The sequence below is a fragment of the Nostoc sp. LEGE 06077 genome (genome assembly GCF_015207705.1).
Classification (GTDB): Bacteria; Cyanobacteriota; Cyanobacteriia; order Cyanobacteriales; family Nostocaceae; genus Nostoc_B.
The window spans coordinates 48,249-69,691 of the sequence record NZ_JADEWI010000001.1; the positions used below are offsets into that span (position 1 = coordinate 48,249).

Annotated in this window: 22 protein-coding genes; 11 read left to right on the plus strand and 11 right to left on the minus strand. The window is 41.2% G+C overall.

The window, feature by feature from the left end; genetic code table 11:
- Positions 1 to 225 precede the first annotated feature (225 nt).
- Positions 226 to 849 (plus strand): FMN-dependent NADH-azoreductase, encoded by a 624-nt coding sequence (locus IQ244_RS00215; protein ID WP_193889064.1) that lies wholly within the window; start codon positions 226 to 228, stop codon positions 847 to 849.
- A gap of 250 nt (positions 850 to 1,099) precedes the next feature.
- Here IQ244_RS00215 and IQ244_RS00220 read toward each other — a convergent pair whose 3' ends face one another.
- Complete coding sequence (locus tag IQ244_RS00220) at positions 1,100 to 1,366, minus strand: hypothetical protein (RefSeq protein ID WP_193889065.1); 267 nt, start codon at positions 1,364 to 1,366, stop codon at positions 1,100 to 1,102.
- A gap of 487 nt (positions 1,367 to 1,853) precedes the next feature.
- On the opposite strand from IQ244_RS00220, the gene IQ244_RS00225 reads away from it, so the two are divergent.
- Complete coding sequence (locus tag IQ244_RS00225; protein ID WP_193889066.1) at positions 1,854 to 2,303, plus strand: Fur family transcriptional regulator; 450 nt, start codon at positions 1,854 to 1,856, stop codon at positions 2,301 to 2,303.
- Between the two features lie 60 nt (positions 2,304 to 2,363).
- Here IQ244_RS00225 and IQ244_RS00230 read toward each other — a convergent pair whose 3' ends face one another.
- Entirely contained in the window at positions 2,364 to 5,393 is a 3,030-nt protein-coding gene (locus IQ244_RS00230) for a pentapeptide repeat-containing protein (protein WP_193889067.1), read from the minus strand.
- A gap of 103 nt (positions 5,394 to 5,496) precedes the next feature.
- Between IQ244_RS00230 and IQ244_RS00235 the strand changes: the two genes are divergently transcribed.
- From IQ244_RS00235 to IQ244_RS00255, 5 genes are all read left to right on the plus strand, one after another.
- Positions 5,497 to 7,248, plus strand: a complete 1,752-nt coding sequence (locus IQ244_RS00235) for a DUF3685 domain-containing protein (RefSeq protein WP_193889288.1) — start codon at positions 5,497 to 5,499, stop codon at positions 7,246 to 7,248.
- 31 nt (positions 7,249 to 7,279) lie between these two features.
- On the plus strand, positions 7,280 to 7,987 hold the full coding sequence (locus tag IQ244_RS00240; protein ID WP_193889068.1) for a diacylglycerol/polyprenol kinase family protein: 708 nt from the start codon (positions 7,280 to 7,282) through the stop codon (positions 7,985 to 7,987).
- A gap of 99 nt (positions 7,988 to 8,086) precedes the next feature.
- Positions 8,087 to 8,803 carry an SDR family oxidoreductase gene (locus IQ244_RS00245; RefSeq protein WP_193889069.1) on the plus strand — a complete coding sequence of 239 codons (717 nt, stop codon included), beginning with the start codon at positions 8,087 to 8,089 and terminating at the stop codon, positions 8,801 to 8,803.
- A 485-nt stretch (positions 8,804 to 9,288) separates the two neighbouring features.
- Entirely contained in the window at positions 9,289 to 9,888 is a 600-nt protein-coding gene (locus IQ244_RS00250) for a tRNA-(ms[2]io[6]A)-hydroxylase (RefSeq protein WP_193889070.1), read from the plus strand.
- 26 nt (positions 9,889 to 9,914) lie between these two features.
- A complete protein-coding gene (locus IQ244_RS00255; RefSeq protein WP_193889289.1) occupies positions 9,915 to 10,322 on the plus strand; it encodes a VOC family protein in 408 nt (135 codons plus the stop codon).
- Between the two features lie 54 nt (positions 10,323 to 10,376).
- Here the strand turns inward: IQ244_RS00255 and IQ244_RS00260 are convergent, their stop codons facing one another.
- The 4 genes from IQ244_RS00260 to IQ244_RS00270 all read right to left on the minus strand — a co-directional run bounded on the left by IQ244_RS00260 (position 10,377) and on the right by IQ244_RS00270 (position 11,847).
- Complete coding sequence (locus tag IQ244_RS00260; protein WP_416209750.1) at positions 10,377 to 10,613, minus strand: XisI protein; 237 nt, start codon at positions 10,611 to 10,613, stop codon at positions 10,377 to 10,379.
- The gene (locus IQ244_RS33315; RefSeq protein WP_416209751.1) at positions 10,583 to 10,735 is read right to left on the minus strand and encodes an element excision factor XisI family protein; all 153 of its coding nucleotides are present in this window, start codon (positions 10,733 to 10,735) and stop codon (positions 10,583 to 10,585) included. Before IQ244_RS33315 ends, IQ244_RS00260 begins: the two co-directional genes overlap by 31 nt.
- Positions 10,723 to 10,872 (minus strand): hypothetical protein, encoded by a 150-nt coding sequence (locus IQ244_RS00265; RefSeq protein ID WP_228058643.1) that lies wholly within the window; start codon positions 10,870 to 10,872, stop codon positions 10,723 to 10,725. Before IQ244_RS00265 ends, IQ244_RS33315 begins: the two co-directional genes overlap by 13 nt.
- Positions 10,873 to 10,971: 99 nt before the next feature.
- On the minus strand, positions 10,972 to 11,847 hold the full coding sequence (locus IQ244_RS00270; protein WP_193889071.1) for a tetratricopeptide repeat protein: 876 nt from the start codon (positions 11,845 to 11,847) through the stop codon (positions 10,972 to 10,974).
- A gap of 376 nt (positions 11,848 to 12,223) precedes the next feature.
- Between IQ244_RS00270 and IQ244_RS00275 the strand changes: the two genes are divergently transcribed.
- Positions 12,224 to 13,240 (plus strand): hypothetical protein, encoded by a 1,017-nt coding sequence (locus IQ244_RS00275; RefSeq protein ID WP_193889072.1) that lies wholly within the window; start codon positions 12,224 to 12,226, stop codon positions 13,238 to 13,240.
- Between the two features lie 92 nt (positions 13,241 to 13,332).
- On the opposite strand, the gene IQ244_RS00280 is transcribed toward IQ244_RS00275, so the two are convergent.
- Together IQ244_RS00280 and IQ244_RS00285 are read right to left on the minus strand one after the other, a co-directional pair.
- Positions 13,333 to 14,502, minus strand: a complete 1,170-nt coding sequence (locus IQ244_RS00280; protein ID WP_193889290.1) for a homocysteine biosynthesis protein — start codon at positions 14,500 to 14,502, stop codon at positions 13,333 to 13,335.
- A 168-nt stretch (positions 14,503 to 14,670) separates the two neighbouring features.
- Positions 14,671 to 15,375 (minus strand): Uma2 family endonuclease, encoded by a 705-nt coding sequence (locus tag IQ244_RS00285; protein WP_193889073.1) that lies wholly within the window; start codon positions 15,373 to 15,375, stop codon positions 14,671 to 14,673.
- Between the two features lie 265 nt (positions 15,376 to 15,640).
- On the opposite strand from IQ244_RS00285, the gene IQ244_RS00290 reads away from it, so the two are divergent.
- Positions 15,641 to 16,510, plus strand: a complete 870-nt coding sequence (locus IQ244_RS00290) for a DUF5895 domain-containing protein (protein WP_193889074.1) — start codon at positions 15,641 to 15,643, stop codon at positions 16,508 to 16,510.
- Between the two features lie 46 nt (positions 16,511 to 16,556).
- On the opposite strand, the gene IQ244_RS00295 is transcribed toward IQ244_RS00290, so the two are convergent.
- The 3 genes from IQ244_RS00295 to IQ244_RS00305 form a co-directional block, all read right to left on the minus strand.
- A complete protein-coding gene (locus IQ244_RS00295) occupies positions 16,557 to 17,801 on the minus strand; it encodes a murein transglycosylase A (protein WP_193889075.1) in 1,245 nt (414 codons plus the stop codon).
- Positions 17,802 to 17,804: 3 nt separating this feature from the next.
- Positions 17,805 to 18,059: a hypothetical protein gene (locus tag IQ244_RS00300; RefSeq protein ID WP_193889076.1), complete on the minus strand. Its 255-nt coding sequence runs from the start codon at positions 18,057 to 18,059 to the stop codon at positions 17,805 to 17,807.
- Between the two features lie 626 nt (positions 18,060 to 18,685).
- A complete protein-coding gene (locus tag IQ244_RS00305) occupies positions 18,686 to 20,083 on the minus strand; it encodes a Rieske 2Fe-2S domain-containing protein (protein WP_193889077.1) in 1,398 nt (465 codons plus the stop codon).
- 138 nt (positions 20,084 to 20,221) lie between these two features.
- Between IQ244_RS00305 and IQ244_RS00310 the strand changes: the two genes are divergently transcribed.
- Entirely contained in the window at positions 20,222 to 20,974 is a 753-nt protein-coding gene (locus tag IQ244_RS00310; protein WP_193889078.1) for a PAP/fibrillin family protein, read from the plus strand.
- Positions 20,975 to 21,105: 131 nt separating this feature from the next.
- Complete coding sequence (locus IQ244_RS00315) at positions 21,106 to 21,429, plus strand: ArsR/SmtB family transcription factor (protein WP_193889079.1); 324 nt, start codon at positions 21,106 to 21,108, stop codon at positions 21,427 to 21,429.
- The last annotated feature ends 14 nt before the right edge of the window (positions 21,430 to 21,443 follow it).

Below are 21,443 nucleotides of genomic sequence, written 5' to 3' on the forward strand. Positions count from 1 at the left end.
CCTTTGTGAGTATTTAAAGCGACTATCAGGCAACAAATATCGGTTTACCCTGTCATGCTTTTAGCCCAGTATAATATGCTTGCATCACTGATGCTGTCGATTGTGGGGTTGACTTGACAGACTTCCTTCGCGTCTGATTTACTGATGTAGTTTTTGGGTGTCACTTTTTTGACTGCTCGTTCAACCCAACAAATTTGAGTAATAATCTGATTTTAGGCTTTATTTATGGCAAATATTCTACACATTGATTCTAGTCCTCGTGGCGAACGTTCTATTTCACGCGCACTCACTTATGAGTTCATCACATCCTGGAAAGATAGTCATTCAGGGGATACAGTTAGTTACCGAGATTTGGGTCATCATCCCGTTCCCCATGTGGACGAATCATGGATAGCTGCGGCTTTTACACCTCCAGATGCACACACACCAGAACTAGCTGAGGCGATTAAGCTTTCGGATAGTTTAATTGATGAGCTTCTAGCGGCCGATCGCTATGTGTTTGGTATACCGATGTATAACTTGAATATACCTTCTACCTTCAAAGCTTATATTGACCAAATTGTCCGTGTTGGTCGTACCTTCGCTGTTGATGCAAATGGCTATAAAGGTTTAGTTGATAGCAGCAAAAAAGTCCTGATTATTACATCTCGTGGTGGGACTTTTCCCCCAGGTACACCCTTTGCAGCTTATGATTATCAAGAACCGTATCTCCGCGGTATTTTGGGTTTTATTGGTCTAACAGATGTGACATTTATTCATGCTGACAGCCTGAATTTAGGTGATGATGCTCGTCAACAATCATTAGCAGCAGCTAAGGAAGCGATCGCGCAAGCTGTGGCTAACTGGTAAAGATTCGTTAAAACACATCTACAGAATCACCCATAAATTTAGTTCCTTGTCATTTATAGCAGAAGGCAGAATGCAGGAGAAAAAGTCTTACTATTCCTGACATTCAAGCTTTCAAATTGTCCTAACATATCTGACTACTGCTATATCAATACAAAGAACAAGGGACTAAATTTAAAGCCCTACCTCGACAGTATCTAGGTGGGGCTTTTGTTTATAGCGTTATGTGTCAAACTCTGCTACAGTCAGCAATTTATCCAATTGTTAAAGCTGGTTCTTCACAAAAGTTAAATAAGGCTGAATCAGTTTCTGATTCATCTTCAAATACAGCAGAGATATACCATTCACAGGGAGAATCATTCGTATATTCAGCCCACGCAATTGTTGCTGTTTCACCTGATGGAATCCCTTCATCACTCAAGGTAAATGGAAGCCACTCATCATCATCAACAGATACCCACAACTCGGTAATTGCTAGGTCGGTGTCATTGGTAACGGTAAAGGTAAATTGGTCTGACATAAAATAGTCCTTTAGGATAACTAGACTGTCAATTGTCAGTCACCGATTATACTCGCTCTTTTTTTGAATCTCACCAGTCAAACTACCGAAATCTCTGTTATGAGACAGTTTTAAGGTTTTTTGCTCAATTTTAATTCAGAAAACAGGATAAAAATATTACCGAGATTAGCGAGTTTCCGCAGGGGAGAACATAAATATGAACTGAACTAGATTGCGGCTAGATTGAGTCATATAAACCACACCTATCTTAAGGTGGACATTAATTTGAATTTTAAGCTAAAGTTGTAATGAGTTTGTTTTAGATAGGAATATGATGAGCAAACCATCAACAAACTGTAAATACTGTTATTTGAGACTGTAAGTTGTGCAGCGATCGCTAAACACAACACAGTTGAAGGGAAAAAGCAGCATATAATATTTTTTTATATCAAAAAGCAACATTAAACATGGAAATAGCCAATTTCCTGAATAGTTAGCCAAATCTAATATGCAAAAACCAACGATAGCTAAAAAACCAATTCGTTCCTTAGAAGATGCGCTAGATCGGTGTCAAATACTGGGTATGCGCGTTAGTCGCCAGCGCCGCTTTATTTTAGAACTATTGTGGCAAGCAAATGAACATCTATCTGCTAGAGAAATTTACGATCGCCTAAACCAAGAAGGCAAAGACATTGGTCATACTTCTGTATATCAAAACCTGGAAGCCTTATCAAGTCAAGGCATTATTGAGTGTATCGAACACTGTGATGGCCGTTTATATGGCAACATTAGTGACGCTCACAGCCATGTCAACTGTCTCGATACTAATCAAATTCTAGATGTACATATAGAATTACCAGAAGAATTGCTGCGTCAAGTTGAAGAACAAACAGGTGTACAAATTACTGAATATAGTATTAACTTTTATGGTTATCGCCAGCCATCAGAAAATGAGTAAAAGTTTAGGAGTATAAAGGTGTAGGGAGAAGAAGAACCATTGACTATTGACTATTGACCATCAATCATAATCATTGGGATTTACACTAAATACAGTTTCATCTTTGACATCATCATCATCATTGTATAAATCCACTGAGACCATTGTCTCTCCTTCAATGCCTTCAATGCTTTCAATGCCTTGAATATCGGGGTTGTTGTGCAACCAAGCTTCCGTTTTATCGGCGCTAGTGGTGATGCTCATCAAAGATGTTTGTGAGAGTAATTTTTTGAGGGTGTAGAACTGTTCCAAAGAGAATACAGCACCATTAACTGTGGCAATTTCTCTGTCAGTATCAGTCAAAATAGTATCAAATAAGCAAGCATTGCTGAGATTGACAGTCTCAAAATTAATATTGCTGAGATTAGCACCAGTCAAATTTGCACCAGTTAAATTTGCACGGCTGAGGTTTGCACCAGTTAAATTTGTATGGCTAAGGTTTGCACCAGTTAAATTTGTATGGCTAAGGTTTGCACCTGCTAAATTTGTGCCGATCAAGATTGCATCAGTTAAATTTGTTTGCTCAAGATTTGCTCCAGCTAACATCGCTTGTAACAAAGATGCGCCTGAGAGATTTATTCCCACTAAAGATTGGGGGAGAATTCGCTTGAGCAAGACCTGATTAGATAAAATTGCCAATTTACCCATCAACATTGTCAAAGCTTCTGGATAGAATTCAGTTATATTTTGAGGATTACCACAAGGGGAAAAAGCAACTTTTGTAACTCGATAGCCAGCACATAATAATAAAAATATATTTATACCAAGGTTGGCATTAATTTGTTCGACATTAATCGGATTATCCAGTGTGTGGAAATAATTCCAAGCTTGATGAACTATACCTTCATTCAACCAACGACCTTGACAGTAACCACGCCAAAATAATTCTAGACGTTGCAGTAACAAATCTAAAGAAAAATCACTTTTAGGCTGGTGTAGCAAAGTTTCAATCACCAGTTTTTTAATTTCCTGAGTGATTACACCATAACCAAGAAGATTATATAGATGTTGAGCCACACTATTAGGAGAATCTAAGCAGAAAATTAGCGTTCCGTAAGCATCTTTTTCCTGCTGAGTCAGGACTTGGAGTTGATGAGCAATCGCTTTAGCACAGAGATATTCGCCTAATTTGGGGTGGGAAAATTCTGTTAAGAGTGCTGAGTGGGAAGTTTTGAAGTAGAAGGCGGGTAGAGTATGAGAATGGGAAGTTTCTGGTGTGTGAATTTGATAGCGATCGCTGTGTAAAATTTGGAGAGCGATCGCCTGCATTTGGTTTAATAAATCTTGGGGATGGCGACCTGACAGTAAATTTGCACTCGCTTCTTGTGTACGATGAATGTGAGCCGAACCCGAACGCAATAGCATTGTTTTAATACCACCAGTTGCCGGATAGCCCAATAACCAGCGACTCAAACGATGGTATATTTCCCAGATTACGGTATAAGTGCTAGTTTGTTCTGCTAATTGCCATATTTCATCATCTATGAGTGCATCACGGTGTAAAACTCCTAATAAATACAACATTAGGGGTTGACGCACCAAAGCAGCAAGTTCGGGAAACTTAGAATTACTGACAAATAGACCAGATTGCTTTAAGAATGTAAAGAAATTTTGGGCGATGGGTAATGATTGTAAAATTGCCCACTGTTGAAACCATTGTTTTAATTGCTCTTGTTCCAATGGTTGAATTACTATTTGCTGCAACTGCATTAATATCTCGGAATTGATTTCTGCTAAAGTATTTTTGCGACTCGTTAACACAATTTTGTGTCTACCTTTAGCCTGAAATTCAATCAGTTGCTGGAGAAAAATTGCCTTTGCCCTTATGCCTAAACTAGAAGCCGGTAATTCATCCAAACCATCAAGAAGTAACAAACACTGGGGATGTTCTTGTTCTAGCCAATCACTCAAATTAGTCTGAGCGTTCAGAGAAAAACCAGAATTGAGAGTTTCTGCTAAAGTTTGCCCATATTTAATATCACGTAGGCGAATGATCACTGGTATCCAATGAGGATAAAGTTCTCGTGCTACTTCTGCTGCCCAAATTTGGCAGAAACTGGTTTTACCATATCCCGGTTCTGATGCAATGACAGTGATAGTTTCGCTATCTGCTAACTGGTCTTTTACCCATTTTTTTAAATCCACAGATGGGGTATTACTTGCGTCGGTTAGTAAACCCTTGAGAGGCACATAGATATCTTTGAGGGCAAAGGATTCCATGAACAAAGGTGTACTCAGATTTTGGAGCAAAATCGCCCGATAATTTTCTCGACATAAATCAATTTTGTCCCCTACCGTCGAGTTAACAGATGTTCCTAAAGTCCCTGCTGCTGATGAGTAAATATTACTAGCAGAACTCAATTGGAAAAATTTTTGTAATTGTGCCAGTTGTGGTGCATTCTCAGCAATAACTTTGAGTAAATATCCAGTCAAGGAATGAGTTAAACGCTGGGTTAACAGTTTTGCTTCTAAATCTTCAGCACCATTGGCGATAAACCAAGCAACAGTAGCATTATTCATTTGTTGTACTAATAATGAATCTGCCACTACAGACAGTGCTTGTTCAGCTTGAGTATCAGTTAATTTACTCAGGGTGAGAGTTTTCAACAGTCCTTGAAGTTGAATATCTTGGAGATTGAGTTTGCTAATTATCCCTTTTAATATTTCCGCTTGAGTAGAAATCATAACTCGATTCAGCCAAGGTTTTTGCAGGTTGACTTCTTGCTCAATCACCTGTTGTAAAGCTTGGAGATAGGCAATTTGAAACGCCAGCCATGTACCTTCGTTACGTTTTAAGGCTTTTTTCTCACTGAGACTACGCAAGAGGCTTTCTGTTAATCGGGCAATGACATTGATATCTTCCCAAACAGCGCCCAAAGGCAGTTCTAAGACCTCTGCTAAAGTACAGATATCCAGTGGTGCCAGGCTTTTAACTTCCATATCCTGGACAATACGGTAGGCAACCCCCGCCAATTGACCAAGGGAAAATTCTCTAATTTGATGGATTTCAATTTGGCGTTCTGCCAACCATTGCCGGATACTGAGGTTCATTTAATTACACAAATAAGACTCCGCCTATGTAATTATGATTCATTTATTGGTTGACGAAAACAGGTAACAATGAGTAGGAATATCTTTCGTGTCTCAGCCAATGATGAGCGATCGCCCTCTAAAATTATTATTAATTGACCAAGATCCTATTTTTCGTTTGGGATTGCGGGTAGCGTTGGCGGAAATGCCAGATTTGCAAGTTGTCGCAGAAGTAGAAACCGATACGGCTGCTTTGCAAAAACTAGCAGAACTTACCAATCAAGACCCCACGCAAGTAAATATAGTGGTTCTGGAATTGGGAAACGGTCGTTCAATTGACAGTCAGTTGCAAGGTTTAGAACTCTGTGGCCTGTTAAAAACTTCATACCCCAACTTGCCAGTTTTACTGCTGAGTTCTATCCAAAACCCAGAAATACTTGCTGCTGTTAGGGTGTTCGGTATAAATGGCTACATCCCTAAAGGTACTCCCATATCTCAAATAATTGCTGTCATAGCAGAAGTAGCAATAGGTGGTTCCTATTGGGTATTAGATCCCAATCCTCCTCAAATTACCATCTCTCCACCTCCCCAGATGCCTTTATTGCAGCTATGGCAAAACCAGTGTTTATCTGGAGTTAATTACATTAATAATTCCTTAGCAAAAGTTACATTACAACTACAAACCCCTGGCTTACCAATACTAGATCGGGCTGTCCTGGCTGGACAACGGCGAGAACTTTTAGCGGCGCGGTGGTTACTGAATAACTTGTTAAGTTCACCCCCAGAACGACAATCATTAACGCCCCTTGTTGAAGAATTGACAGTGATGCCTTCACCTAGTAGTGCAATTATTCCAAATGATGGGGAACAGCAGCTAACTCTATTACCAGAAATTACCCCAAGCGCCTTGCAATTTGACTTATTCGCAACTTGTATAAATCAGTTACAATTTTCTTTAGAAAATGTCACGGATATTCCTTTGGAAATTGATATTTTACGTGAAGATAAAAAACGTGGCTTACTTTATTTAATATTGCAAAAACTAACGAAACAATTAGATGAATTACGCGCTTCGCAAATTACAATTGAGCAGTTAGAGGGATTTAAAAATACTATATTATTTGATGTTTGGCAAGCCACAGTTACAGATTTTTTCGGTAAGTTTTCTCAAGTGCAAGTCGGGAAGCAAAATATCGCAGTTGTCAACGTATTGTTGCAAAATCCTAGAGTTATTCAAACAGAAATATTAAATAAAATTCCTTTTGTATTAGAATTATTTTCTTATTTACTATTTCAAACAGATTTATATATTGATAATCATGCTTATTTAGCTGATAGTTATGATGCTAAATCTCAGGCATTAATGATTTTAGAAAATTTGTTGATTCAGATAGGAAATGGGGTATTGCAACCACTGTTGAATTATTTAGCAGATATAGAAGCAATTAAGAAAAATTTCTATACTCAGAAGTTAATTTCGACAAGAGAAATTGAACGCTTTAGAAATGACTTGTCCTGGAAATACCGTTTAAACAATTATGTGAATGAGGCTAAAGCAATTTTTGAAAGTCGTTATGAGTTATTAGTGTTAGCACCGCGGGGAATTGCCAAAACATCGATTTATGCTCCACGGAATGCAGAATTAGCAAACCTTTCAGGCGTTCCTTTATTGGTGACGCTGGGGCTGGAATTTTGGGATGCGATCGCTCCTCGGCTACAATCCCTATTATCTTTTTTAGGTAGTGGTATTGTCTTCGTCCTTACCCAAATCATCGGTCGTGGTTTAGGTTTAATCGGTCGTGGTATTTTGCAAGGAATTGGGAGTGTGTCGTTTCCCGATAAAAATTTCAAACGCAATAGCGAAAGACCAAAGTGAAAATCATACTCAGCACTTAAGCCATTAAATAATGAATAACAGTGATCTGATCGGATTAGCAGCATCTTACACCTACGCTATCGGTTTATTAGCTCTTGGTGAAGGACTGCGAAGATTTTTTAGTGTTAAGCCAGATTTAACCCGCAAGGTTATCCATATTGGTGCGGGGATGTGGGTTTTCGGTGTACTACTGCTATTTAAACATTGGCAAATCGGTATTATCCCCTTCGCTACCTTTATTGGGATCAATTATCTGCTTTACCGTTATCGGATCATCGGTGCAATGGATACTGAAGATAGTTCTCCTGGTACAGTTTATTTTGCAATTTCGGTAACAATACTTTTTGGGTTATTCTGGCGACCAGATGACCCAATTGATTATGTCTCCATTGCTGTAGGGGGAATTATGGCTATGACTTGGGGAGATGCTTTAGCTGCATTAATTGGTAAACGTTTTGGACAACATCAATACCAAGTAGGCTCATCTGTGCGTTCTTGGGAAGGTTCACTGGCGATGTTTTTAGCCAGTGGAACAGCAATCTTTTTGGTATTACTATTTTTACCTGGTTCTTTGATTAGCCCTTTAGCCGTTTCTGTTGGTGCGGGAAAGGCTTTATTAATAGCATTAGTGAGTGCTAGTTTGGCAACTTTAGTCGAAGCTATATCACCCCACGGAACAGATAACCTTGGTGTCCCACTAGTTACAGCGGGTGTGATTTGGGGTTTGATGCAGATTTAATTTATCGTTTGGGTTCTGTCAAATGATGGGTGTGATGTCGGTTCACCCCTTGTATTGTAAAAGTTGCCACCACAAAAATATGATGCGGAGAAAATCACCATGAGTACAAACCAAAAAGTTGCTGTCGTTACTGGTGGAAATCGTGGATTGGGATTTGAAGCCTCTCGTCAATTGGCGAGACAAGGATATAAGGTAATTCTCACCAGCAGAGACGAAGATAAAGGTAAAGCCGCAGCACAAAAGTTACAGGCTGAGGGATTAGATGTAATTGCTTATACTTTAGATGTTACCAGTGATGAAAGTAGTCAAAATTTAGCTGAGTTTATTGATCAGCAGTTTGGCAAACTTGATGCACTGGTAAATAATGCGGGTATTTATATTGATGCTCAAGCAGAAAGCAACAGCATTGTTGATACCAAAATTGATACTTTACAGACAACAATTAATACAAATGTTTATGGTGTTGTGCGAGTTACTCAAGCTTTAATTCCCTTGATGAAGAAACAAAATTACGGGCGAATAGTTAATGTTTCTTCGGGAATGGGACAGTTAACAGATATGGAGGGTGGTTCTCCCGGATACCGCATTTCTAAAACAGCTTTAAATGCTGCAACCAGAATTTTTGCCAGTGAATTAATCGGCACAAATATATTAGTTAATTCTGTGTGTCCTGGTTGGGTAAAAACTGACATGGGTGGCGCAAATGCACCACGTACTCCAGAACAAGGAGTAGATACAATTGTCTGGCTGGCTACCCTTCCAGATGATGGTGTAACTGGGGGATTTTTCCGCGATCGCCAACCAATTGCTTGGTAAAATTTTATATTTAGTTATTTATCAATACAAAGTATTAATGATAATTAACAGTGCCGATTTTGATTAAGTATCCGATGTTCCTGACAAGAGGATCACTAGTCAAAAGTAATTTGATAATTTGGGCAAATGGTGTGGGCTGATACAGTAATTTCTAGAGAGCTATTATAGACTTTATAAGCCCTTTACTTTTACCCTTATGGCGGAAATATCCGCTAAAAAAGCACCAAAGCGATAGATAATTACTCCTAAAAAATTAGGGTTGATTAACTTCAGCCATAATATTTAATGCAACAACATAGGAGAATTACTACGCTTTGGTGATTTACTTAATTTTGGTCAATCCTCAATAGTCATTTGTCTTGTAGCCCTCAGTTTCCTTAGCCTTCTGCCTCTTCAAAAATTGCCCACACTAATTCACCCCATTCGCTATTACAATCGATGTGCTGGGATACTCAGCAGGATTGCAATTTCTTAAGTGTTAGCCTGTGCTTACTTCTGGATTACCGACTATCAACGCCCTCAAGCAGCCTACATCCAATGCTTGGATAGAACAAGCGATCGCCAATTTAGATATTATTTTGCTTGACCATTCCCACTGCGAACGTAAAGCAGCGGGTGTGGCGTTAAATTTTATGTTTCGCTATCCTTCCAATACTAAAATGGTCAGGGAATTAACTGCGATCGCTCGTGAAGAATTAGAACACTTTGAGCTTGTCAACCAGTGGCTAGAACGCCGCAATATATGCCTTGCACCTTTATCCCCGCCTCCCTACGGTGCGGGTTTGAAAGCCGCTGTCCGTCCCAACGAACCCGACCGCTTTTTAGATTCCTTACTCGTCACCGGCTTAATCGAAGCCCGCAGTCACGAAAGGTTAGGGCTTTTAGCTACACACTGTCCTGAACCAGAATTAGCTAAATTTTATCAAGGTTTAATGGCATCAGAAGCAAGACACTTTGGTACATACTGGGTTTTAGCGGATACCTATTTTGACCGCGAAACAGTCCAGCAACGGCTTGAGGAGTTAGCAATTGTTGAGAGCGATCTGCTGGTAAACTTGCATCCAGAGCCGAGAATTCACAGTTAGTATATTCACTACTAGACATCATAGTTATCATGCTTCAGTTAACACATATCAGGCTGCTAGTAACCAACTACACAGATTGTTTTTTCTTTTACCGTGACGTGCTAGGCTTCTGGATTGATTGGGGTGATGAAAATAGCGGCTATGCCGAGTTACACACCGGAGATAACCTCAAGCTGGCGTTATTTAGAAAAGATTTCATGGCTGAAGCAATTCCCAGTGCTTATCTACCTTCGGCTTTAGAATGTCAAAATAAAATGGCCTTGATTTTCGCCGTTGATAACGTAGATGCAGTCTACGAAAAACTCAAAGAACGCAACGTCGTAGTCGTCACCCAACCCTTAGACCGTCCAGCGTGGGGACTCCGCACCGCTCATTTTCGTGACCCAGATGGTAATCTAATTGAAATCTTCAGTAATTTAGGAACAGTTAATTAAGTAGCTTGGTGCAAATAAAGCTATTTAGTAGACTCAGCACGCAGCCTTTTTCTGTTAGCCAACAGCAAACTCTGTAAATTGTCGTTTAAAAGGAGAATGAAAGGCTAAGACAATATCTTGTTTTGGTACACCTCGGCTAGTCAGTTCATCAGCAATACCGCCTTCAGTACCGTCGTGCTGAATCCAGATTTTTTCTTTTTTAATATCTAAGTGTAAAACACAACCATATACACGCCGTTTGTTTGACCAGCCGACATGAACTAATTGATAGCGATGCCTGCGGCGGGGCAAAGCCCAACGCGCTCTTGATCAAAAATAACTTCAGCCTCGACTTCTTCGTTACTACTTTTAATTTCGCTGTAAGCCTGTAAAAGTTCTTGAATAAGTTGCCGATATAGTTCTACATTTGCCATTTGATAATCGCCTCCTCTTCTGGAGACAAAATAATCATAGGAACATAAAGAACGCGAGCTAAATCACTCGCTGTCATACCTATTTCTGTAATTTCATCCCCAAGAATTTCTCCTGGGTGAATTGGTGGACGTGCCATTGATCACTCCAGATGGGTATTTTTGCATTTATTAGGGGTTCCTGCGACAGAAACCCCAAAACATTTATTTTTTCCAGTTATCTTAAACCACCCAATTTCTTATGGTTTGGGAGTACTTGCAGGTGCAGGTGCGGCAGATGCAGCAGGCGCAGGAGTTGGGGAAGCGGTTGCGGCTTTGTTAATTTCGTCTCGATATTGAGCAGGTGCTAAACCTACGGCACTATTAAACAAAGGTTTTGCCTCAGTTGTTTTCCCTTGTTCCTTCAACAACATGGCTTTAGCTAAGACTGGGCGAAAATCCTTGGGGTCTTTCTTGATTGCTTGGTCATAGACATTAACAGCTTGGGGGTAGCGTTTTTGAGCAGCATAGACATTGCCTAGTAGCACCTGCACAGCGACCACATTCACACTTCCGGGCTGAATGGTATTGGCTTGGGTAGCATTATTTAAAGTTTCTTGTAATAGACCAATAGCTGCTTCTGGGCGTTGTTGGTCTAAGAGCAGTGATACCATACCCTGTAAAGCCTTCAAATCGCCGGGTTTGGTATCAAGAATTGTGCGATATGCTTGGGCTGCTCCTTCTTTATCGCCAATTTGCTGTTTGGCTTGGGCGAGGAGGACTGCATATTCCGATCTGTCGGGGTTGAGTTTAGCTAGTTTTTCTAAAGGAGCGATAACTCCTTGAACATCACCTTGATTCAAGCTTAAAAGTTGTAGCCGCGCTTGTAATAAACCTTTCAGGGCAGTTTGATTTTCAGGTTCCCGTTGTAAAACTAGTTCATAACCCCGTACTTCGTCTTGTAATTTTGATTTTTGGTCAGAGGAAGCTAAGTTACCTTTGGGAGCAGTATTCTGGTTTGTCGGTGTCGGGCTATTGAAGGCGCTAATAATAGGAACTATAGATACACCTACAAACATTAGAACTGCTAATGCCAAGATTACTCGAACTATCCAACGATTACGCGGTTCAGACACAGTTGTGTAATTCTCCAGAACTCTAATGACATTATCATTGACACAAGTTGGAAATGAAAAATTTCCAAAACTTTGCGGAATACCGCCAATTGCCTGTGAATTTTATAACAAATAACTATTTCCACTGCTAAAGTAAGTGATGACTTTAGGGGGAGCCGTCAGAGTTATACCTATGATATGCTTCCGAAACTGGTGTCTAGACGCTAGATTAAACATTTAGAGTATAAATGTAAATTTAGCGTTTTTAAAATTGTATTGGGCGTTGTCGTGTGATTTGGTGGAAAACAAATATACTTTCATCAGCCGCACAAGCGCTCTTTCCAGTTGCTTTCTTAAAATCCCACAATGGGATGTGTCTCCGCCGCAAGGAGTTTTTATGAATTCCGACCTGATGCCTTCGCCTGAATCTTCTAATTTGCCTGAGTCCAATCAACCTGAAACCGATATAGATATAGCCGCTGATGTACCAACAGTAGCAGCTCCAATTTCGGAATCGGAAAATTCGTCTATTGACCCTGATGAGACCGCCAACGATGCTAACTTAGCCAATCGACAGCAACCGATTCCCCCACCCAGCGAACCAATGCAGTACAGAGCGATCGGTTTAGTCCGAGGTCGCTACATTGCAAGCAGTGAACAGTTTACTCAAGGTACGCTCCTGACTGCGGATGGTGTGGAAATCCAGGCCGTTCTCCTCGGTCGCATTATGAGCTTAGTGAAAAACCATCTTGATTTAGAAAAAAATCATCTGTGGGTAGTTTATCCACGGACTAAGCAAGAAAATGATGCCTTACATTTGCAAATTGTGGGCGTTTGGGAACCAGAAAATCTGGCAAAACAGCAAGCACAAGATTCGCCAGATGATGAATTACCACAAGCCGATGATGCTGTAACTGATAAAAGTGACATCAAACCTTCATCAGATATTCCCGATGGTGGTTTTTCTGTGCGTGGCGAGGTAGTTTACCAGTCTTTTGATGACAAGAACTTGGTTGTCAAAATTAAGCAGGCTGCTCGTAAACACGATGAAAAACCTAAATACTTTAAGCTAAAACTCAAAGGTGTCCTTACCACCAAAGCGGTGGGCAAGTTCTGGGACTTCCAAGTGAAACGAGATGGTGATTTATTAGCCATAGAAACGGCTGAGGCGATCGCAGATCTACCCAAAAAACGCCGACCACCCCAAAGAGGTGGCCCCGGTGGTTTCCGTGGTGGTGGTGGCGGTGGTGGTGGTCGCAGACCATTCCCCCCCAGACGCACTGGAGGAGACAGCCCCAGCCCACGCCCAATCAAGAAAATAGGCGGCGAACCTTCGGCGGTGTCTAAACCTCTGCCAAAAACTTCTACTCCTGCTCCTAAACCAATTAAGAAACAAAAGCCACCGCAAGAGTAAGGAAAAAGTTAAAAGTTAAAAGTTAAAAGTTAAAAGGTAAAAGATAAGAATTAGCTCTTTCTTTTGCCTTTTGCTTTTTTACTTTTTCCTTCTTAAAAATCTGTCCAACGGTCTTGGGGTAAGAACGATCGCTCCATTGGAATTGGGGCAACTGGTTCTGTTAGGGTAAAAGTGCCGGCGGTAATCCATTGTTTTAACTCTAGGGCAACTTGCCGAGATAAAGACATACTGGCTAAAGGTGCCGTTCGCACTGGTTTATTTTCGATGGTGAGTCGCCCAGATTTGAGTTGGGCGTAACTCACTAACCCAAAGGTAGGACGCACGCGCCGAGGAATGGAAAAATCGACTATGGGCGCGACTAAATCTTTGTCTTGCACTGCACAGTGTTCGACTACAGTTTCATTTAATACGGGGAATGGTATCCCCACACCCAACATCAACGAAGGGCCATAACTTTTAAAGTAACAACCACGCACCCAACGGGCTTGCATTTGTTTGGCATCCCCCATTAAGGCTAAGGTGGCAGCGGGGCCTATAGGTGTGCGATTAGCTAACCGCTTTTGTAAGGGGAAGTGTTGTGTACCTTCCCAAGCTATATAGCCGATACCGCCGCCTAAAAAAATCCGCGTCCCAATGCCAATTAGTTGCAAATCGGGGTCGTTGAACAAAGGCGAAATTGCCCCAGGGTTAGAGTAGACAGCGTTACCGAGATGGGGTTGTAAAGGGCCGAGATAAGTAAAAAGTGGGCGATCGCCACCATTTACACCCACAATAAAATTTTGATAAAGGTTACGGGGATTAAATAAATAAAATTGATTGATAGTATCACGGGTAATGGTTGTTTCAAAAGTAGCTCGTGGATAACAATCGGTGACTTGTCCTTGCGCTCTGACTTGTACTTGTTTCCCGGCAATCAAATCTTCAATAACATGACCACCGCCACGTTCGCGGACTTCTTCGCCATCCATTGTATCCACTGCACAACTAGCACCCAAGTATAAATCGACAGCCCCAAACCCTGTATATGCTGGTACACCATCGATCCAACAACGGCGCATTTTGATGGGGGGATCGGTGTGTCCGAGATTCATAATCGCACCACTGGATTCCATTGGCTCAAAAGTTCCAGTGGTAATGACATCAACTTCTTTAGCAACTTTGCTCACGCCGACTTCTGCGACTCGTGCTTTGACTTCTTCAACTGTGAAAACGACTGCACGCTGACGGCTGATTTTCTCGTTAATTTCGGCGATCGTTCGCATAATAACCAAAATGAGGGGTGTAAGGGTATGAGGGTGTAGGAGTGTAGGGGTGTAGGTATTCAAAACCCTGACACCCAGTCTCAATAATTAACATTTATGCGTAAGTCCTCATGGATTCGCAAACTTTTCCCTATCACCTGTAACCTGTAACCTATCACCTATTGCCGATTAATCAATTGTTTCTGGGTCGATATTTAATTCTCGCAGTTTCGCTGCTAACTTTTCGGCTCGTGCTTGCGCTAGTTCTTTTTGCTGACGTTCAAAATCTGCTGCTTCTTCTGGGGTAGGAACTAATTGGTTTTCTGGGGTAAAAAATCGCAATAATCCTTCATGAATCCCCAAATATAAACCTAACTGCTGACTCCACAAATATCCTTGAGCATTGGGTTCTATAACTTGATACTGACCATCAACTAAATGAAACCCGGCAAATTCTTGAGTTTCTGGATCGAACCAAAAATAATCAGGTGTGCGGAAGGTATTTTGGTATAACTTTTTCTTTAAATCTTTATCGGTTTTTGCAGTTGATTCCGAAAGAATTTCTAAAATTACGTTGGGGTATTTCCCTTCCTCTTCCCAAACTACCCAACTTTTACGAGTACGGCGTTCTGTGTCCAGCACCACAAAAAAATCTGGACCCCGGAAGTGTTCATCTTTGCGTTTATTCCAACTGTAGTAAATAGTTAGATTTCCAGCCGCGTAGAAGTCATTTCTGTCTCGCCACAACCATTCTAAGCATTTAAAAAGTAAGATTATTTGCCGCAGATGCAGTTCTGTTTCCAAGGGAGGTTCGTCACTGTATAAATCACCTGGAGGAAAGATAACATCTTCTGGGGTTGCTTGAGGAGCGTCTAGTTCTTTGGCGAGGGACATGAGGAGATGACTGCATCTGGTAGGGATGGGTTTATTTTAACGTCTGGCTAGAAACAGGGTGTCAGGGTATAAGAGTGTAGGGGGAAAAGATTTTTTATATTTGGTTGCGAGATTATTTCTCATCCTAGCCTCTAGTCCTTCCTGTTAAAATCTACTTCAGAATGTGTTGAATGTACCATTTGAATGGTACAAATGGAAAATACAATTCCCACATCAGCGCCTAACAATCAACTTGGATAGTAAAACTTACCTACAGCCTAAAACGATGAAAGCATCTGCTAAGTTCGACTTTGAGGACGAGAAATTTAATGCGCCGCCTTCTCAAGTCATCCCTTGGTGTCAGATGATTAATCCTCGGTATGGCACTGATGGGATGCAAACCTATGGTCTTGCCATCAAGTTAGATAATGCTAATGCTGTGGGTTTTCAGCCGGATGAAAATTGGCAGCAAGTAGAGCATGAATTTAGCTCTGGTGTCGAAACAGTTTTTATGACTACTACTCCGCGCTTAGTGATAGTGCGTCGAGGGCCTTTGTCAGTCAAAGACCGCGAAACAGGGCTGAAGTTGGGTACGTTAAAAGAAAATTATGATGCCTTTTTAGCTGATAAACTCAAATTTAAAACTTTTACGCGTTATTTAATTTTTCTAGTTAGTGAAAATAAGAAATTTTTACATGACTTGCCACTACAATTAACCCTCAATGGTGCAGCCGGAGCAAGTTTCAGCAAAACCTATTGTGAGTTTCAACAAGGCAAAGTGATGAGTGGTTTTGTTGCCGAATTAGAAAAAGCTTATGCTGTATATCGCAAACAACCATTAACACCAAAAGGCCCTTTGTTCCACGCGCACGGAATTTTTTGTCCGATAATTGAGTGTGAAGAAAGAGGTATTGAACCAAATACTGTCTTAGTTGCTTCCACTGTAGATTACAAGCATCCAACAGTTGGGACATTAACCCAATACCTAATTGCTTCTGATGCGCCTGAGTCGGCAATTATCTGCAAATATTTTGAAGAATACAAGGAATTTGGGAAGGAACCTGTGAGAACAGAAACTAGTAAACCAGTGTTGGCGGGTGTTTCTAGTTCCTATATTTATGCTGATGAAGATGATTTTGGCTATCCACCTTACTAAAGTGTGAAGTACGAAGTCTGAAATTTCAGACTTCGTACTTTATGCGCTATTTTTTCAGCAGTAAATAATATAGTGAACCATTGCCACCTGTAATCCCAGCGCGATCGCCTGCTAGTTTCCCAGTTCCCATAAAATAATCTACTCTGCCTGGGCCTTTAATGGCACTGCCTGTATCTTGATCGAGGACAAAACGGCTCACCCTCCGCGGTTGTAATTTACCCCCAGCAGCCGGATAGGGAAATGAACCATTAATTAATGCTAATGCGCCGGGAGGCATGAGAGATTTATCGGTAGCAATCGAGCGTTCGGCGGTGACTGGCTCATTAAGACTACCAGTAGCTTTTCTCCCAGGAGCTTCTTTAAAGAAAACGAACCGTTCCCAGCGGGGCAAGTAATTATTTAACTCTGGGGGATTTTGGCGGAAAAAGCTAATCAGGCGAGGCATTGTCAAGCCTTCTAGGGGCAGTTTGCCATCTTTGGCTAGTTCTTTGCCAATACTAGTCCAAGGATAATCGGTTCCTCCGGCGTAACCTACAGAAGTAGTCTTACCATTGGTTAACCTGATTTGAGCAGAACCTTGGATATGTACCATATATGCGTCTAGGCGATCGCGGAACCAGAGTAATTCCAAACCCCGCAACTGGCTTTTATCCCCTTGTAAACCGTCTTTTCCTTCCAAATCAATGCGTTTTGGGTGGGGTTTAGCCCATTGCTCAAAATTCGGCGGTAGTTGATAAAGGGGATACTTATATATAGAAGTTTTAACGCGACTGGCCTGATAAATAGGCTCATAGTAAGCAGTAAATTTAACAGTACCCTTGCCATCATTGCCGACGGACTTGTAAAACACAAACTCCCGCTGAATAGCTGCTTGGAGTTGGCTTGCAGATTTAGCAGTTGCGACTAATTGCCGGAAACGCACCAAACTACGCCAGACGCGATCGCGGGTAATTCCTGGAACCGGATAATTTTGATATGCAGCGATCGCTTTATCTTTTGCCAAATAATCTAAACTATTATCAATAGCGGCTAAGACAGCTTTGCGATCGCCTGGTTTACCCCTACTACCAAAAATTTGCTCATCCCATCCCAAGCAAGTAGACACAGGAGTACAAGTATTACTGATTTCTACTGGTTCGAGTGGTAATTGTAACTCAGGTTGAGTGCTTGGCTGTGTTGGTAATGGGACAGGTAACGGTATCGTCGTCGGAACTTGAGCAATAGCTGGCCAAATTGTGTTTACAAAGGCAATTCCCAGACTCAAAGAAGCCAAAGCAAGGGTTTTTCTCATGATTTAGTCGAATCTTTCAACACTAGAACTAAACAGTGGTTCTACCCGGATTGCTACAATCCGAGATGGGCGGACAACCATATACTCTCCTTGAATATTCTTGATCGGTACACTAATAAAATCATTCGAGGCAGACTTGGGTACTAGTTCGCCACTATACCATTTTTGGAATTCTTGAATAGTTGGAAATCGGACTTCTTCACGATGACCATTTTCCAGCAACAGGTATACAGCGTATTCACTCGGTGTTCTAGCCATAAAGTTGAATCATGAAAAATATGTTCAACCCATGTTAACCATGTCACTCCAGAATGGAAAGGGTAAGCATACGGGAGCAAGAACAGCTTTCTGGAGAGTTTTGCATTAATTAACCATGAGGTACTACTCCTAAGTCTTGACTTTCATTGTCCCTCTAGACGGTCAATGCTTGAACCTGTTCCTCAAAAGTGAGTTCGACAAATTTAGAGTGATTGAGCATTAAGTACTCAGAGGAAAGGGTTTTGCCGTTTCTGCATAGATGCAGTGAGCAAAACCCTTTCTAATGGCAAATGACAATCTTATACCAATTCACCAAAATTTTGATACACATACAAGAACTCGTAGGGGCAAACGGCCGTTTGCCTTGCATCATCCATAAAGTGAAATGGTATTAACTAGTGATAGCTTTAGCAAGGTAGTTATACCAATTCTCCATGAGGATGCACTTAATTTTTTGACGAACCGCCAAGAACGCCAAGGAAGAAAAAAATAATTATTTAGTGCAAGCTTACAGAGATTTGGTATTAGGACATCGGTAAGCGATAAAACTTAGACAATAAAAGACTGTAAATTCTGTTATCTGTCACCTCTCACCTGTCCCCTGCCATAGCTTTATTTATATAGATTTACTGATTTCGCGGCGGAATTTCTCGCCCTTGATAAAACTGTTGTTCTAATTTGCCTAAACCAAACCAAATTCCGCCACCGAGTAATCCGGCTAAATTGGCAATAATCACCGTGATATTAGCAGTATGACCAGGAATTAATACCGATAAAGACAGCAAACTCCAAATTAATGCTGTTGCTATCACCACTCCTAAACGCAACCTTTGGAGGTTTTTTAGGGCAGTTCGACAACTACTACAATGTTTCGTGTGGGAATGGTATCTATCTAATAAAGCTTCTTTGGGCAGTGGGGGTGGTAAGGTTTTTCCTGGAAATGATTCTGCACAATATTGCTTCACCCAAGAACGTAACTGAAATACAAAAATATCAGCTTTAGTTGGTAAATAAAACGCTTTGGTAAAGTTATCAGTGCCACCTTTTTGTTCTAAATAGCGTTCTTGGTGATGTAAGAAAATCTGGTCATCTTCGAGTACGCCGTTTTGTCCTAGATGGGAGTACCAGCGAGGCGTGAGTTTAATAAATAATTCTGGTAATTTTGATGAGAATTTGAAAGGAAAACGGGCAAATAAGCGACATTCGCCTTTGCGGATGGGAGTTGCATAAACGACTGTTAATGTTCTGCCAAATTGCTTGGAGGTGAGATCATGCCACATCAACCCCGGCGCAATAAAGGTGGTATCTTGTTTGCCTAACGTGCCTTTGCGGGGGCCTTCTTGCCAAAGGCCTTTAAATCCCCATTTACCAGACTCGACAATTTCTAATTCTACTGGTGCAACATTGGCGCGGTTGCCGACAGTGCGATGATGAGTATAAGGAATATGGCTGGAATCGAGAACGTTTTCCATTAATGTCAAAGCATCATAAGGTAAGTCTCGAAAGGTATTCAGGCAAACCCAGCCTTCAGTTTCCTCTTCTAAAACGTCAACGATAGGAACCGGAGTTTTGGCAGCATTCTCAGCTTGACCAGGATAAACAAACAATAAGCCTTGCCTGACTGTGGTTGGTAGTGATTTCACACAAGCGCGGGGAGATGTCTCTGCCTTTCCTCCTGGTGCTTGTTGAGGGATGCTTTCACATTTGCCTGTTCCGGAAAATGCCCAGCCGTGATAAGGACATTCTAGCCAGCCATCTTCGTTCACTCTGCCTTCGGAAAGTGGGGCTAAACGGTGGGGACATTGGTCTTCAAAGGCGCGCCAAGTTTGTTCATTATTGTCCCACCATAAAACTAAGTCTTGCTCTAGTAAGGTGAAGCGCGTTAGCTGGGATTGATCTAAGTCTGCAACATAGTGGACAGGATACCAAACTTCTAACCAGTCAAAGCGTTCTGGGTCTAGTCCACCAGCAGGTAAATTTTCTGTGGTTGTTGGGGATAATGACTCTAACAGGCTGTTGGACATAATGAGTGAGATGCGTCAAGTAATAATTGTCTACCCACCAAAAATGTAACAATTTTTTAACGAAGATGGCAGGCAGGCAGCATGAAATCAGCCAATGGTCTAAATTAACAAGCAGTTGCACAAAACAATTTCCACACTATGGCAGTAGACACAAGAGAATGTGTAGAGGCGAAACTAGCTTTACGTCAGGCGTTGGCTGCTTGTGGTGGCAATACTAAGGATGAAACTGTAATTGCGGCGATTGAAAATCTGCGATCGCTCAACCCAAATCCTGCGCCAACTCGCAACGGTAAGCTATTAGATAGTAACTGGGTATTGATTAGTGCGCCGAATTTTCCTGGGGGTGAACGGTTGGCAAGTGGGAAGTTTGCGTATACTCTGGGTCGCCTGGCTTTTAATATGTTTCAGCCAGCAAAACTAAAAGTAGTGATTGACCGAGTTTCCCAACCTGTTTTTTTATTAGGAAATGGCGAACAGCGTAGTCATGATATTGTTGTGGAATTTACGACTGCTGATGAAAATTATCCCCAAATATCTGGAGTTGTGCGTAACTTAGGTGTTTGTGAACCGATTAGTGATACGGTGCTACAAGTCAAATTTACTGGCGGAATTTTAGCACCTCAAGACTCAACTAACATGGATGAATGGCAGGCAGTTTTTGGTCAGCAGCAACAAAATGCCAAACGCTCTTTGAAAGAAAATTTGATGTTAGGTTTATTTCGGTTAATGTTTGGTCTGGTTGCGTCACAAACAATGAATTCTGAGACTGGAGAAGTTAAGTTTATAATGGAGCGATCGCCTAAAGGTCGTCTAGAAATTCTCTATCTTGATGAGGAGTTACGGATTACTTGTGGCGAAAAGGGAACAATTTTAGTCTCTCAAAGGCAATAGCAATCAAAATTAAGGCAGAAGGCAGGAGTTAAAACAACTGCTATATTTGAAATCTACAATACTAAGCTTCAAAAATAATCTTGCTACTCCCTACTCCCACTCCCTATTCTCACCTCACTCATCAATATTTCATGCAAACTTCTCCTTCCACTATTCCCAATTTAATCGCTGCGGGCTTTCATGCCCTTTCTGATCCTTTACGGATTAATGTGCTGGAACTGTTGCGACAGCAAGAACTTTGTGTGTGTGATTTATGCGATGCTTTGAGTGTAAGTCAGTCAAAACTCTCGTTTCACCTCAAAACTCTCAAGGAAGCTGGCTTAGTTAATTCTCGTCAAGAAGGACGTTGGATTTATTACAGTTTAAATATTCCTCAATTTAGTGTTTTAGAGCAATATTTAGCAGATTATCTCCAACAGGGTTTAGTATCACCTGTGCGTTCTTGCTGTGACTAATTTTCTATTCATTA